Source organism: Sedimentibacter sp. zth1 (assembly GCF_017352195.1).
Taxonomy (GTDB): domain Bacteria; phylum Bacillota; class Clostridia; order Tissierellales; family Sedimentibacteraceae; genus UBA1535.
The window spans coordinates 1,502,813-1,517,951 of the sequence record NZ_CP071445.1; the positions used below are offsets into that span (position 1 = coordinate 1,502,813).

14 protein-coding genes are annotated in these 15,139 nt (G+C 28.0%); 1 reads left to right on the forward strand and 13 read right to left on the reverse strand.

The features are described 5' to 3' along the window. Window positions 1–54: 54 nt before the first annotated feature. From fliE to flgB, 3 genes are read right to left on the reverse strand one after another with little or no spacing between them, the layout of a single operon-like run. Complete coding sequence (gene fliE / locus JYG23_RS07630; protein WP_207237846.1) at window positions 55–372, reverse strand: flagellar hook-basal body complex protein FliE; 318 nt, start codon at window positions 370–372, stop codon at window positions 55–57. Window positions 373–380: 8 nt separating this feature from the next. Continuing rightward, complete coding sequence (gene flgC / locus JYG23_RS07635) at window positions 381–842, reverse strand: flagellar basal body rod protein FlgC (RefSeq protein WP_207237847.1); 462 nt, start codon at window positions 840–842, stop codon at window positions 381–383. A gap of 29 nt (window positions 843–871) precedes the next feature. After that, window positions 872–1,267 carry a flagellar basal body rod protein FlgB gene (gene flgB, locus JYG23_RS07640; protein WP_207237848.1) on the reverse strand — a complete coding sequence of 132 codons (396 nt, stop codon included), beginning with the start codon at window positions 1,265–1,267 and terminating at the stop codon, window positions 872–874. A gap of 495 nt (window positions 1,268–1,762) precedes the next feature. Here flgB and JYG23_RS07645 point away from each other — a divergent pair, with 495 nt between their 5' ends. Further along, window positions 1,763–2,848: a hypothetical protein gene (locus JYG23_RS07645; protein WP_207237849.1), complete on the forward strand. Its 1,086-nt coding sequence runs from the start codon at window positions 1,763–1,765 to the stop codon at window positions 2,846–2,848. A gap of 52 nt (window positions 2,849–2,900) precedes the next feature. On the opposite strand, the gene JYG23_RS07650 is transcribed toward JYG23_RS07645, so the two are convergent. The 10 genes from JYG23_RS07650 to JYG23_RS07695 all read right to left on the reverse strand — a co-directional run bounded on the left by JYG23_RS07650 (window position 2,901) and on the right by JYG23_RS07695 (window position 15,122). Next, on the reverse strand, window positions 2,901–5,363 hold the full coding sequence (locus JYG23_RS07650; protein ID WP_207237850.1) for an ATP-dependent Clp protease ATP-binding subunit: 2,463 nt from the start codon (window positions 5,361–5,363) through the stop codon (window positions 2,901–2,903). Window positions 5,364–5,384: 21 nt separating this feature from the next. Beyond that, window positions 5,385–6,404 (reverse strand): protein arginine kinase, encoded by a 1,020-nt coding sequence (locus tag JYG23_RS07655; protein ID WP_207237851.1) that lies wholly within the window; start codon window positions 6,402–6,404, stop codon window positions 5,385–5,387. A gap of 11 nt (window positions 6,405–6,415) precedes the next feature. Next, window positions 6,416–6,910, reverse strand: coding sequence for a UvrB/UvrC motif-containing protein (locus JYG23_RS07660; protein WP_207237852.1), 495 nt, complete (start codon window positions 6,908–6,910; stop codon window positions 6,416–6,418). Window positions 6,911–6,928: 18 nt separating this feature from the next. After that, window positions 6,929–7,402 (reverse strand): CtsR family transcriptional regulator, encoded by a 474-nt coding sequence (locus JYG23_RS07665; protein ID WP_207237853.1) that lies wholly within the window; start codon window positions 7,400–7,402, stop codon window positions 6,929–6,931. Beyond that, window positions 7,402–10,008, reverse strand: coding sequence for an ATP-dependent chaperone ClpB (gene clpB, locus JYG23_RS07670; protein WP_207237854.1), 2,607 nt, complete (start codon window positions 10,006–10,008; stop codon window positions 7,402–7,404). The genes JYG23_RS07665 and clpB overlap by 1 nt, the downstream gene beginning before the upstream one ends. Before the next feature lie 279 nt (window positions 10,009–10,287). Continuing rightward, entirely contained in the window at window positions 10,288–10,956 is a 669-nt protein-coding gene (locus tag JYG23_RS07675) for a cysteine hydrolase family protein (protein WP_207237855.1), read from the reverse strand. Between the two features lie 109 nt (window positions 10,957–11,065). After that, the gene (locus tag JYG23_RS07680; RefSeq protein WP_207237856.1) at window positions 11,066–11,254 is read right to left on the reverse strand and encodes a DUF6199 family natural product biosynthesis protein; all 189 of its coding nucleotides are present in this window, start codon (window positions 11,252–11,254) and stop codon (window positions 11,066–11,068) included. A 56-nt stretch (window positions 11,255–11,310) separates the two neighbouring features. Further along, window positions 11,311–13,404, reverse strand: a complete 2,094-nt coding sequence (locus JYG23_RS07685) for a hypothetical protein (RefSeq protein ID WP_207237857.1) — start codon at window positions 13,402–13,404, stop codon at window positions 11,311–11,313. A 113-nt stretch (window positions 13,405–13,517) separates the two neighbouring features. Beyond that, entirely contained in the window at window positions 13,518–14,189 is a 672-nt protein-coding gene (locus tag JYG23_RS07690; protein ID WP_207237858.1) for a GTP pyrophosphokinase family protein, read from the reverse strand. A gap of 81 nt (window positions 14,190–14,270) precedes the next feature. Then, complete coding sequence (locus tag JYG23_RS07695) at window positions 14,271–15,122, reverse strand: patatin family protein (protein ID WP_207237859.1); 852 nt, start codon at window positions 15,120–15,122, stop codon at window positions 14,271–14,273. Window positions 15,123–15,139 lie beyond the last annotated feature (17 nt).

Below are 15,139 nucleotides of genomic sequence, written 5' to 3' on the forward strand. Positions count from 1 at the left end.
ATTTGCTCCCAATAAATTTTATCATATAATTAAATCCACATATAAGCCCTTATCCTATATCCCCATTCCAATCAATTCTTTATATGCTTCTAATGCTTTATTTCTTATTTGAATAAATAGGTCTAAAGACATTTCAGCTTTTTTAGTATTTATCATTAAGTTATGTAAATCATCGCTTTGACCAGTTGATAACTCATAAATATCATTATTAACTTGATTTTCAGCATCTTTATAGTCGTTTAAAGCACTTGAAAATATATCACTAAATGGTAATTTTGTATTGTCATTCAATGCTTTATTAGTTTTTGTTGATTGTCCTATCTTGCTAATTTCATCTAATCCATTTATTTTATTAATTGGTGTTATAATCATAAAAATACCTACCTTCCAATTTCTAATGCTTTAGAAGCCATTTCTTTTATAGCATTTAAAGCTGTAATATTTGATTGATATGCTCTTACTACTTCCATCATATCTATTGTTTCTTTTAAAGAATCTACATTCGGCATTTCAACATATCCATCTTCGTTTGCATCTGGATGAGTAGGATTATATACTAATTTAAATGGTTCTTCATCTTCAATAATTCCAGATACTTCAACACCTTTGTTTGTATTAGCATCTTTAATTCCATCTATACCTTTTATATTATTTAACATTTGGCTAAAGATAGTATTAGTTTGGTCTTTAGACTCAAAAACAACCATTTTTCTTTTATACGGCCCACCTTTTTGTGTACGTGTTGTATCTATATTTGCAATATTTTCAGAAATAATATCCATTCGTAATCTTTGTGCAGTTAGTGCTGAACCACTGATATTCATTGATTGTAAAAAGCTCATGCTATGATCCTCCTATAAACTATTTGTTATTATTTCAAACCAGAAATAGCCATTTTCATTCTTGTAAAATAAGAATTCAATTCGCTAACTGTATAATTATAATTCAGCTGTGTTTTTGCAAGCTCCATATTTTCCTTTTCAACGTCTACATTATTTCCATCTAGTCTTGATGTCTTATCATCATTTTCTCCTAGTAAAATTCTACTATCATTAAGTTTATTTTTAATTTCTGATACCTTATTTATTTCGTTTCTATTTATTAACGCAATTTTATTCTGTAATTCATGTTCAAAATCTACATACTTACTTTTATAGTTTGGTGTTGACTGGTTTGCAATATTTTCCATTGTAACCTGTTGCCTTAGCCACAAACCATCAAGGTTTTTATTTAACAACGTTGTTGTGATATTGTCAAAATAGCTCATAATTTCCCCCTATAATTTATTAAATCTTTACATTATTCTACTTATACTACTATTATTATATAATATCTTGTATATTATATCAAGTATATTTACCATATTTTTATAATTTTATTAATAATTATAACCATTCTATTTTTTACAATTATTTAACACAATACCCCATTATTGTTTCATACAAGGGATATATATTGATATTTAAATAAATTACTACTTTTTATTTTTTACAAAATATTCTATTTTGTATTTAAAAAAGCAGTTCTTATTTATATATATGCTTTGTGTTGTATATATATAAACGATTATGCAAAGTTATATAATTTTATAAAATAGGACAATTTAATATATTTTTTGACACAAAATAACCATTTAGCAGTTTTAATCATGTATTAATAGCAAAACATATACATTTATCAATTTTGATTTAATTTTTAATAATTATTACTGTATAACATATAATATAGTATTTAAAAATTATATTTCTACAAGGAGAATGTTATGAAAAATAGAATTAGCAATTATTACTGTCTAACATACAATTCAAAATGCGCTTATAATTTAATAGATTCAAATATAATACAACTAGACAAAATATATGCGTTAAGGTGCAAATCAACAACTATAACCACTTATTTGCAAAATAAATTCAAAAAATACTTTATAGAAAACGATCATGTAATAGAAATAATTCATAACCCATTAGACAATACACAAATTGATGGAATAATCAACATAACTTTAAATATTGGAATTATTTGCGAATACGCTATTGATAAAATATTCGGAACTACTGTTTTTATTGACTTAAATAAGTCTATCAAACAATTCGGTAAAAACTCAATTGAAGAAATTGAACACACCAAAAATATTAATACTCATTTAAATTCTGCTTGTGAATATTTTAGAAAAGCAAAAGTAATACATGATGATTGGGAAGAAGTATATCTTGAATCTATGGATTTTGAAAAAGCTGATGAAATAGCCGATGATGTTATTAATGCCATTTTTAAAACTAAAGATATGTATGATACTAATAAAAATAGAAATGAAAACAATCCACTTGTGAGAGTTAGATTTTTTGGCGCAATTTCTCCAAATGGTGCTACAAACTATGTTGAAGAAATTATTGAAAATATCGAAAATAGATATTATATAAAGGGAAAACCTGGTACTGGAAAATCAACTATGATGAAAAAGATAGCCAATAAAGCACAGGATTATGGATTTGATGTTGATATCTACAACTGTGCTTCTGATGTTGATAGTGTAGATATGGTTGTAATTGATGCATTAGATACATGCATATTTGATAGCACATTTCCTCATGAATTCTTTCCAACTAGAGACAATGATATAGTTATAGATCTATATGAAAAATTATTGCCTGAAAATTTTGATGAAAATAATTCCACAATTTTAAACAATATATCTTCAAAATACAAAAAACAAATAAATGCAGGTATTCTTAAGCTAAAAGAAGTTCGTACAACTCAAAAAAAACTAGATAGTTACTACTCAAGTAGTATTGACTTTGATGAAATTGAAAACATATACACAGATATAATTGAAGAACTATCAAATTAAACACCTATTATTTAAAACAAAAGCCACATTACTTTAAAATGTGGCTTAACCTTTATTGAGTTTTTGTAGTTTTTCTTTTTCTTTTTGTCTTAAATTTTAAATCTTCATCTTCAACAGTTACCCTTATAGTATCAGTTTTATTGATAGTCCCCTTTAGAATTTCCTCTGATAACCTATCTTCTATTTTTCTTCTTATCTCTCTTTGCAACGGTCTAGCTCCATATGTTTTATCAAAGCCTTCACTTGCTAATAGTTTTTTTGCTTCATTGCTAACTTCTATATTTATCCCTAACTCGTTTAATTTATCAGATAACTTATCAACCATAACCGAAACAATACTTTCTATATTTTTCTTATTTAATGAATGGAAAACAATTATTTCATCAATTCTATTTAAAAATTCAGGTTTAAAAGATTCCTTAAGCAGTGCCATAACGTTTTCTTTCATTTTTTCATACTCAGATTTTTCTTCCTCAGTTATATTGGTGCTAAATCCTAAAGTTCTTTGTTTTGAAATTGTATTAGCTCCAACATTTGATGTCATAATTATAACTGTATTTTTAAAATCTACTGTTCTACCCTTAGAATCTGTTAATCTACCATCATCAAGCATTTGTAGCAATATATTAAATACGTCTGGGTGAGCTTTTTCAATCTCATCAAATAATATTACACTATAAGGTTTTCTTCTAACTCTTTCAGTTAGTTGTCCTCCATCATCAAAACCAATATATCCTGGAGGTGCACCTACCATTTTAGAAACAGAGTGTTTTTCCATATACTCAGACATATCAATTCTAATTATAGCATTTTCATCTCCAAACATTACTTCAGCTAACGCCTTGCAAAGCTCAGTTTTTCCAACTCCTGTTGGTCCTAGAAAAATAAATGTTCCAATTGGTTTATTAGGATCTTTAAGTCCTACTCTAGCACGTCTTATAGCCTTTGAAACTGATTCAACAGCTAATTCCTGCCCTATAACTCTTTTATGGATTATTTTTTCCATATCGAGTAATCTCATAGATTCATCTTCCTGTAACCTTTTTACTGGAATGCCAGTCCATTTTGCTACTACATCCGCTACTTCCTCATATCCAATAGATTTATCCTTAGAATTTTGGTTTGATTTCCATTGATCTTTTTCGTTATTCAATTGCTCAACCAATGCTTTTTCTTCATCTCTAAATTTAGCAGCATCTTCATAGAGTTGATTTTTAATAGCATCTTCTTTTTGTTGCTTAATTTCTTTAATTTTTTCTTCAATAACCTTAAGGTTTTTAGGCGCTGTTACACTTTTTAGCCTTTCCTTAGATGCTGCTTCATCAATTAAATCTATTGCTTTGTCTGGCAAAAATCTGTCAGAAATATACCTATGGGATAATTTAGCAGCTGCATCTATTGCTTCATCAGTTATTACTATTTTATGATGAGCTTCATATTTGTCTCTAAGGCCTTTTAAAATCAATTTCGTATCTTCAACAGAAGGTTCTTCTACAATTATTGGCTGAAATCTTCTTTCCAATGCCGCATCCTTTTCAATGTGTTTTTTATATTCATCAATCGTTGTTGCACCTATAACCTGAATTTCACCTCTTGCTAACGAAGGTTTCAATATATTAGATGCATCAATCGAGCCTTCAGTTCCTCCTGCTCCTATAATTGTATGAAGCTCATCAATAAATAATATAATGTTACCATTATCTTTAATTTCCTTCATACAATTTTTTAATCTTTCTTCAAATTCTCCTCTGTATTTAGCACCTGCAACCATTCCTGCTATATCAAGTGTGATAATTCGTTTATTTCTTAATATTTCAGGCACATCCCCATTCACTATTTCTTGCGCAAGGCCCTCTGCAATCGCAGTTTTTCCTACGCCAGGCTCACCAATTAAGCAAGGATTATTTTTTGTTCTTCTAGATAATATTTGTATAATTCTTTCAATTTCACTACTTCTTCCAATAACAGGGTCAATTTTATCTAAAGATGCTTGCTTGTTTAAATCTACGCCATACTTGTTTAGAGTAATTGTATTTTTTTCATCAAAGTCACCTTCTATACTTGAGCCTGAATCAAATTTTAAATTTACTTTATTTCTTATAGTTTTTAACACCTCATTGTAAACATCCTTGATGCTTGTTAAATTAGAGAGTATTTGTACACCAATACCTTCACCCTCATTGATTAACGCTAACAATATAGATTCTGTACCAGTATAATTCAGCCCTATTTTTCTAGAATAGCTATTTGCCATTTCTATAATATTTTTTGTTCTTGGGCTTATTGCAATAAAATTAGGTATCTGATCACCTAAACCAGACTTTTTTTCTACAGATTTTCTAACATCATCTATACTAATCCTACGTCTTAATATTTCTCCTGCAATTCCGTCCTTTTCAATCATTAGCCCCAGTAGAATATGCTCTGTACCTAGAACTGAATGCTTAAATCTGACAGCTTCATCTTGAGCATATTTTAAAACACTCTTAGCTGAATTATTAAATTCATTTGCCATTTTTTCCTCCTACCAACATATCTATACAACTTCTTTTCTTAATATATCTGCTCTTTTTAAATTTCTTTCCTTTTGTGTAAACCCTGAATCAAGTTGCATTTGAACACTATTTTCCTGAACCTTAACCATAAGGTTATCTATATCTTTACTCTCTAGAGTATTCAAAATACCCATTTCTATTCCCATTTTAACCATTGACAAACGCTGCATTGCCTCTTGATTTTGAATAATTCTAGCATTTTTCAATATACCATAAGCTCTATATACTTCATCTTCAATATATATTCTATTGTTTGTCAACAGTTTGTTTCTTGTATCAATTTCTTTTTCCACAAGTTGCATAGTAATCTGTCTAATTCTTTCTACTAATGTCTCTTCTTGTGCTCCTAATGTACCTTGATTAGATATTTGATACAAGTTCCCCATTGACTTAGTACCTTCACCATAAACTCCTCTAACTGCCACCCCAATTTGAGATACTGCAATTAGCATTCTCTCTAATTGATTTGTCATTGCAAGTGCTGGTAAATGAAGCATGGTAGAGGATCTCATTCCTGTACCTAAATTTGTAGGACAAGATGATATATAACCTAATTTTTTATCAAAAGCAAACTCAAGTTTTTCCTCTAATATATCATCTATTTCATTGGCAATTTTCAAACAACCTTCAATATTAAAATTATCATTTATCACCTGAATTCGAATATGATCCTCCTCATTTATCATAATGATTATTTTTTTATTTTCGCTAATCAAATATGCTGATTTATTTTTATTATTTACTAGCTGAGCACTAATAATATGTTTTTCAACTAAAATATTTAATTCTATATCCGGTATATCTTTTAAATAATATAGTTTAAACCCAAACTTAGACATTGTTTCATTCGAATCAATTATCAATTTTACGTCATCTATTATTTTATAAGCATCCTCTTGGCTCATTTTATTTAAAAATTTAATGTTCTTTAAATTTCTTGCAAGTCTTACTCTAGAGCTAATAACAATATTATTTTGATTAATTATATTATTTTGTTCCATATTATCACCACCTATTCTTCAATTATTCTAGTTTCTAAATCTTTTATCTTATCTCTAATAACAGCTGCATCTTCATATCTCTCTTGATCTATCATACTTCGTAGATCTACTTTTAATTTTTCAATATCATTTTGGTTTCTATATTTTTGACCAGCTTTTTTAGGTATTTTACCTATATGAGAATCATAGCCTTGCAAATTTTTTATAGTTGGCATCAATCTATCTCTAAACATTGAAATGCAATCACTACATCCAAATTTTCCAATTTTTTTAAATTCATCGAAAGTCATACCACATGTTTTGCAAGGCATTGCATCCTTGTAACTTTCTGTAAATGCTTCATTTAGCATACCGGCTAATAAATTTTCCATTGAAAAATTATTATTAAAAAAAGCTTGTTGTTTTTTTGCACATTCCTCACAGAGATGTGTTTCTGTTTTAACTCCGTTTATTATTTTTGTCACATGAACTGTAGCAGTATTCTTTTCACATTCATTACATAACATTATAAATGCCTCCTTTAATTATTCACTTTCTTCATTAATTAATGCTAACAATACTTCTTTTAATACATCTGCTCTTAATCTATTTCTATCTTCATAAAATATTCTATTTAAGGCTCTATCATTTATAGCCGCCTTTATTATATTTTGCTCTTTCAATGTAATAATTCCCTTTTGATTAAATACATTTAAAATATCATTGGCTCTATTAAGTGTTATGCTATCTCCTATACTTTTATTAAGTATGTTTTCAAGGTGTTCATCAGAAGATGTATCCACCTTAAAAATTTTAACATATCCACCTCCACCACGTCTGCTTTCAATTATATACCCTTTATCACTATTAAATCTTGTAGATAAAACGTAATTAATTTGTGAAGGAGAGCAATCAAATTGTTGAGCTAACATATTTCTTTGAATTTCTATAAAAGAATTATTGGTACTTTCTATTAATTCATTTATAAAATCTTCAATTATATCACTTAAGTTTGACATTATTCCCTCCCATTAATAATTAATTTATCTCCATCATAATCGATTATTAAGCTATCTCCCTGCTTTACATCACCACTAACTATTATTCTTGCAATTAATGTTTCAATCTTGCTTTGAATAAATCTTTTTAGTGGTCTTGCACCATAAACTAAATCATAGCCTTCATCAACTATATATTCTTTAGCTTTATCAGTTATAGATACATTTATTTGTTTATCCTTAAGTCTTTTTTGTAAATCGTTAATCAATAAGTCAACTATACTGTAAGTTTCATGTTTATTTAGTGGTTTATAAAATACTATTTCGTCTAATCTATTTAAAAATTCTGGTCTAAACTGTTGTCTTAAAAGCATCATAACCTGTTTTTTGGCGTTTGCGCTAATTCGACCATCGTTACCAATCCCATCAAGTATATTTGGTGAACCTATATTTGAAGTCAATATAATTATTGTGTTTTTAAAATCTACAGTTCTACCTTGTGAATCAGTTATACGTCCATCATCTAAAACCTGTAGCAAAACATTAAATACATCTGAATGAGCCTTTTCAATTTCATCAAACAAAACGACTGAATATGGTTTTCTTCTAACAGCTTCTGTAAGTTGCCCACCTTCTTCATATCCTACATATCCTGGAGGTGCTCCTATAAGTCTAGAAACCGAGTATTTTTCCATATACTCACTCATGTCAATTCTGATCATATTTTTTTCGTCATCAAAAAGAACCTGAGATAATGTTTTAGCAAGCTCAGTTTTACCTACACCAGTAGGCCCTAAGAATAGAAACGAACCAATAGGTCTGTTTGGATCTTGTATACCAGCTCTTGAACGCATTATAGCTTCACTAACTTTTTCAACTGCTTCATTTTGACCAATAACTCTTTGGTGTAAAATACCTTCCAGTCCTAGAATTTTTTCTCGTTCACCTTCCATTAATTTTGAAACCGGAATTCCCGTCCATCTAGCAACTATCCGAGCTATTTCTTCTTCAGTAACTTTATCTCTTAAAAGTATTCTTGAATTTTCAACTTTTTCGGCTATTTGCTCTTCAACTTCTAATTCATGTTGCAACTGTGGAAGTTTTCCATACTTTAATTCTGCTGCTTTATTTAAATCATAGCTTCTTTCTGCTTTTTCAATATCTACATTAACTTTTTCTATTTCTTCCCTTAGCTTTTGAACCTTTGAAATGGCGTCCTTTTCATTTTCCCATTTAGCTTTCATCTCTTTAAACTTTGCTCTCATATCAGCCAATTCTTTTTGTATATCACTTAAATGTCCCTTTGATAAAGTATCATTTTCTTTTTTTAGTGCCGCTTCTTCAATTTCATGTTGCATAATTTTACGAGAAATTTCATCCAACTCAGTTGGCATAGAATCCATTTCGGTTTTAATTAATGCGCAAGCTTCATCAACTAAATCTATTGCTTTATCAGGTAAAAATCTATCTGATATATATCTGTTTGAAAGTGTAGTTGCAGCAATAAGTGCTTGATCTTGTATTTTAACACCATGATAAACCTCGTATCTTTCTTTCAATCCTCTTAAAATTGAAATTGTATCCTCTACAGTTGGTTCATCTACCATTACCGGTTGAAAACGTCTTTCAAGTGCTGCATCTTTTTCAATATATTGCCTATACTCATTTAATGTTGTTGCACCAATACAGTGTAGTTCGCCTCTTGCAAGCATTGGTTTCAACAAATTACCTGCATCCATTGCTCCATCAGTTTTACCAGCACCAACTATAGTGTGAAGCTCATCTATAAACAATATAATTTTACCTTCGCTTTTTTTAACCTCTAATAAAACTGATTTTAGTCTTTCTTCAAACTCACCTCTAAATTTCGCTCCAGCAACTAAAGAACCCATATCAAGTGAAAATATTTTTCTGTTCTTTAAGTTACTTGGTACATCACCTCGAACAATTCTAAGTGCAAGTCCTTCTGCAATTGCTGTTTTACCTACGCCAGGTTCACCTATTAAGACTGGATTATTTTTAGTTTTTCTAGACAAAATTCTAATAACATTTCTTATCTCCGAATCCCTGCCTATAACTGGATCTAATTTATGATTTTTAGCAAGTTCTACTAAATCACTACCATATTTATTAAGTACATCATATGTATCTTCTGGTGTATCATTTGTTACTGTTGTATTACCCCTAACAGACATTAAAACTTTTAAAAAATTTGCTCTTTTTATATCATATTGTTTAAGTATTTCCTTTGATTTACCATTTGCAGCTTCTATGAGGGACAGCATAATATGCTCTACAGAAACAAATTCATCCTTCATTCTACTAGCTTCATTTAATGACATATTTAAAACTTTATCTACATCCTGAGAAACATATACAGAAGATGCTTCTCTGGCACTACCTATCACATGTGGCAAGTTTTCAACGGCTTTCTTAACTGAATTAATAAAAAGCTCACTATTTATATTCATTTTTTTTATTAACTGTAAAATAAGTCCATTTTCTTGTATTAATAGTGAATAAAGCAAGTGCTCTTGTTCTATTTGTGCATTTTGATATTGTGTAGCAATGCTTTGTGCATCTTGTATCGCCTCTAATGATTTTTGCGTAAATTTTTGTGGATTCATAATTTACCTCCTAATAATACTATTTAAATTTGACTTTGACTTTGACTTTCTTTGACCTTTATAAGATTATTATAACTTATTTATTTTCAAATTCAAGCTATAATTTATTTGAAATTCATAAATATATCTAGTATTATTAGTAATTTAGCTAGGTTTTATGCCTTTTTTAAAGAATTTATTAAAATATCTTTAATTTAATCGTATTTGCTATAATTTTTAATTTAGAAAATAAAATTTTTAGAAAACACTAAATAATTGAACTTCTTAAAAGTCTAACTTTTATAATTTCATATTTACTATTTTTATACCGGATGATTTCATATCATAAAGTGCTAACAAGTGTTCCATCTGTCTATCATGATATCCTTCAATATCATAAGTTTCTACTAAATTTTCTATTAAAAATACGTTCGCATCAATATTTTTATCATCTAAATATTTATTAAATGTTTTTGAAAAATCTCTAACACATATATCTGTTACACATCCTACAACCAAAATATTTTTTATATTTCTATCAGCTAATTCTAATGGATTCTTTGCGATAAATGAGTTAGTTGAATTTTTCTCTACTTTCATAATGGATTTTATAGATTTCAGCTCATCAATAAGCTCAGCTTCATATGTATTTTTAACGCAATGCACAGGGAAACTTTTAAATTCCTTGCAATTACTATCATGTGTGTCTGCATAAGCTATAATAGGTATATTTAAATCTTCACAGTTTTTGGCAAATAAAGATAGTTTTTTAGATATATTATCAACAAAAGGACTACTTAATACTCCTTCCCTAACAAATCCATTGACCATATCTATTATGACTAACATTGTTTCTTCAGAATTAAAATCTTGTAAAGTTACTTTTTCAATATCGTTATTTACATAATCAATAAAATTACTAAAAGTTTTTTGTAAATTACTCAATGCTTTTTCTTTATCAATATACATATTTTCCTCCCAATTAAATTAATTATAACCTTTTGTCTAATTATAAGCGTTTTTGGTATATTTATCAACAAAATAAATAAGCTTATCAAATGACAAGCTTATTATTTATTTACTGATAAATATATATAAAACCTGCTATTATAATTAGTAATCCTAAAAGTCTGTAAACTTTAAATGCTACATCTGAAGGCTCTGCATTTTCATATTTCCACCCACACGATATATACCATCCAAAATTTGGAAACAGCAAATCTACTAATCCCACAATCACAATTAATATTCCCACAAATGTTTTCATAAATCCCCCATAATACTTATTATCACAAAATTTACATTTATTATATATCAAGTAAATTATTCTGTAAACCTTATCTTTATATTTTTATGTGTATTCAAAATTGTCTCTGTGCTTTCACATATTTTATAATATCTCTTGTCACTAGGTCTCTTATTAGTATCTAAACATATCAAAAATTTATCAATTAGTTTTCCAGCACGTTTTGCTATTAATTGCCAACTATAATCCAATTCTTGAGATATTTGGATAGCACTAAAGGATTTAGAAGAACCACTTTCATATAAAAAGTTTAATAGCTCATATTCCATATAGTCATCTAAATTGATTCCATTATTTTCGTAATCTAGCACATTTTCAGTAAATGCTCTATTGGATATTTGCACTTTGCATATTGAAAATATTTTTTCTTTTAAACACTCTGGACAAGTCATAGAAAATTTCTCTAATTCTGGGAGCATGTCGATACTAAATTCATGTCCTTTGTCACATATAATAATTTGTACTTCATCAAAATGTTCTCTAACAAGATCATTAAACATAAATTTATAGTCATTATAATATTTTCTTAGCTTGGAATCTTTAGGTCTTCCGAAATTTAAATTATACTTTTTGCAAAGCCCATAATCAAGTGCGTACAACGTAGACGGTTGATTATACTTGTCATTCAACTTATTATACGTACTAATATATCCATTGAGCTCTAATGTGTCTAAGAACTTAGTGATTTTATTATTAACTAAAAAATGGCTTGTAGGTGGATTAATTATATTAAATATTTTTGCCTCAGATTTAATTATAAAACTTTTATTTTCTACCTCTTTATTAATAATTTTATTTATTAATTCCTTTTGATTTTCAATTGAAACCCTATCATCAAAACTCCTAACAACATATTTATTAGATTCAAAATATTTTAAAATAATCTCTTCATAGTACCTTAGCGCAGCGTTGGCTATGCATGCTTTAGTAATTTTTTTTCCGCATGCTAAACTTGATTCATAGCAAAATGACAATATATATCCAAGTTTTCTTGGAATATTTAATGAAACATCAAATAATATTTCATATAACTCGTCCTCTTTTATATCGAAATAATCATCAATTGTGCAACCTCTCAAATATTTTTTGAACCTATTTTGGATAAGCCTTCTAGTATAGTTAATTGCTATATTCTCCATTTTAGCTATATTCCTGTACGTTGATAAAGCTCCAAAAAAATCTAGATTAATTTCATCAAATTTTTGATTGTCCATTTTTCCGGTATAAATTCTTCCTGGATATGCAGCTATTTTAAATATAATAAAATTTTCTGACAAGTTATTTAAAGGAGCAATAATCCAGTTCATAAATAATTCTTGAGCATTTTCATCTATTTCTGAGTAATCATCAAGATATATATACAAATATTTCACTTTCAATATATCTCTTATAATTATAAAGTTATCAATTAAGCATTTTTTTATATCCAAATATCTAAGCATTGTAGATTGAAATTCTGCCTTGAATGAATTTTGCATTTCATTTAATGTTCTAATATCTAAACTTGGATTAGTTGAAATTGCTAATGAAGCATTATCATTTGATTTCTTATTTGTTTCAATTGATTTTTTTATTGATTTACTGAGAGATAAATCAATATTTTTGTAAACATTATCTATAGATTCTTCTATTTTTTTAAACTCTTTTTCAACCTTTGTAACATCACCTGAAATGAAATGCGAAGTTTTTTTTATGAACCCCATTCCATGTATAGTTTTTGAAAAAGCTTCTTTTGTTTTTTTTATAACTTCAAGCAGAAAGTTTTTGTATACTAAATACTTTATTATTTCATTGCCTACATCAATTTGTTCATCACCAATTATTAGACTTGGGGTAGCACTGTCATACAGCGTCTTAACATCTATATACAAACCAACTTTTGATTCATCATTGGATATATCATATATAGATTTTTGCATAATTGTTGATTTTCCAGTACCCTTTCTGCCGATTAGTACTGAGGTTCTTGGTAAATTGAATTTTGACATAATCCCATTGTTAGGCAACAAATCTGTATATACTTCATTTATAACATTTATATTATTTATTTCAATGTCAGCTTTTCTAACTAACTTAAGCGACTCTGCAAATAAAAGAAATTTTTCATCCATTTTTATCCTCTTTTCATATATGTCTATATATAATCAATATACGCAAGAAAATAGAAGTTGGACATACATATTAATAAAAAACCTCTTATTTTTTTATAAGAGGTCTTCATAAATTATTCTTCTTTTATTCTATTCCTAATTTCCATCATTTTAGCATCAGTCTGATTAATAATTTTTGCACATTCCTTAAGTTCATCAACTATTTCTTCTGATTCTTGTACATTTTTTTTATACTTTAACTCATGTTCTAAGCTTGCCCAAAAGTCCATTGCTATTGTTCTAATCTGTATTTCAACTTTCATGGGTAGCTTTCTGTCAGAAAAAAACACTGGAATTTCTACAATCATATGATAGCTTCTATATCCATTTGGCTTTGGATTTTTTATGTAATCTTTAATCTGGATTATTTTTATATCATCCTGTATCGAAAGCATATGCGCTATATCATAAATATCGTCTATAAATGGGCAAACAACTCTTATACCTGCTACATCATTTAAATTATCTAAAATTGATTTCAAATTTATATCAAACCCATATCTTTCGAGTTTATCAGCAATACTCATAGGCTTTTTCACTCTTGATTTAATAAAATCTATAGGATTACGTTTATTTCTAATTGATAATTCATCATTGAGAACTTCTAATTTTGTTTTAACTTCCTTTATTGCACAATTATACATCATCATAAGTTCCTGAAATTTCATGGCGTGTTCAAAAACCTCTTCAACATCTTGTGGAACTATCGTATTTTTAACAAATACCTTTTGTAATTCATTTTCCATAATGTACCTCACTAATTTGTTATATTTTAATTATACGATAAGATTATTAACTCAAACATAATTTTGAAATATAAAATTAAATTAATTATGTTTTATATAATTTTTAAGTTCATTCATTTTTTTAATTGTATCAGATACTCCTAAATTATACACTCTTTTTAAAACATCCGTATTTCTCTCAAGCCTACTCATATTTAATGGTTCACTAGGACATAACACAAAGGCCTGCTCTTTATTTTCTAAATCACTTATAAAATCAAGTGTATCATTATAAGCAATATGCCTACCTGCTAGTGTTTTTATAAAATTAGGATATTTTCTATATTTTATTTTAGCATATCTACCCATCTTTGATTTTGACTTTCTATATCCTCTATGCTGTGTTAATACTATTACATTTTTTTCATTGCCATCACTTATTGATTTTTTTATCGGAATAGAATCAGACATTCCTCCATCTAAAAGTTTTTTACCATTGTATTCAACTATTTTTGATAAGAATGGAAGGGATGAAGAAGCATTTATTATATCATATTTTTCTCTTAATCCTTTAATTTCATAATAACAAGGTTCCCCAGTTTCAATATCTGTAACCCCTACAACCATTTTACAATTTGAACTTTCAAATGTATTATAATCAAATGGCAAAAGCTCATGAGGTATAATATCAAACATCATTTTAACACCAAAAATATTTCCAGTTGTTACTAAATTGTGTACTCCAAAATACCTTTTGTCATTAATGTAATTAATGTTAACATCTCTGTTTCTACCCTTCTGTTTAGAAATAAATGATACTGCGTTACAAGCTCCAGCTGAAACACCAATACAATAGTCAAATTCGATATTATTTTCCAATAAAACATCTAAAACACCCGCTGTATATACTCCTCTTAAGCCGCCACCTTCTAATACTAAACCTATACTGCTCATAAAACCACCTCTAAGTT

Bases quoted from the DNA above. Each gene is read 5' to 3' on its own strand.
- JYG23_RS07680 (WP_207237856.1), bottom strand. From the start codon at position 11,254: ATGAAAACATTTGTGGGAATATTAATTGTGATTGTGGGATTAGTAGAT.
- fliE (WP_207237846.1), bottom strand. From the start codon at position 372: ATGATTATAACACCAATTAATAAAATAAATGGATTAGATGAAATTAGC.
- JYG23_RS07685 (WP_207237857.1), bottom strand. From the start codon at position 13,404: ATGGATGAAAAATTTCTTTTATTTGCAGAGTCGCTTAAGTTAGTTAGA.
- JYG23_RS07665 (WP_207237853.1), bottom strand. From the start codon at position 7,402: ATGTCAAACTTAAGTGATATAATTGAAGATTTTATAAATGAATTAATA.
- JYG23_RS07675 (WP_207237855.1), bottom strand. From the start codon at position 10,956: ATGTATATTGATAAAGAAAAAGCATTGAGTAATTTACAAAAAACTTTT.
- JYG23_RS07695 (WP_207237859.1), bottom strand. From the start codon at position 15,122: ATGAGCAGTATAGGTTTAGTATTAGAAGGTGGCGGCTTAAGAGGAGTA.
- JYG23_RS07660 (WP_207237852.1), bottom strand. From the start codon at position 6,910: ATGTTATGTAATGAATGTGAAAAGAATACTGCTACAGTTCATGTGACA.
- JYG23_RS07645 (WP_207237849.1), top strand. From the start codon at position 1,763: ATGAAAAATAGAATTAGCAATTATTACTGTCTAACATACAATTCAAAA.
- flgB (WP_207237848.1), bottom strand. From the start codon at position 1,267: ATGAGCTATTTTGACAATATCACAACAACGTTGTTAAATAAAAACCTT.
- JYG23_RS07650 (WP_207237850.1), bottom strand. From the start codon at position 5,363: ATGGCAAATGAATTTAATAATTCAGCTAAGAGTGTTTTAAAATATGCT.
- clpB (WP_207237854.1), bottom strand. From the start codon at position 10,008: ATGAATCCACAAAAATTTACGCAAAAATCATTAGAGGCGATACAAGAT.
- JYG23_RS07690 (WP_207237858.1), bottom strand. From the start codon at position 14,189: ATGGAAAATGAATTACAAAAGGTATTTGTTAAAAATACGATAGTTCCA.
- JYG23_RS07655 (WP_207237851.1), bottom strand. From the start codon at position 6,404: ATGGAACAAAATAATATAATTAATCAAAATAATATTGTTATTAGCTCT.
- flgC (WP_207237847.1), bottom strand. From the start codon at position 842: ATGAGCTTTTTACAATCAATGAATATCAGTGGTTCAGCACTAACTGCA.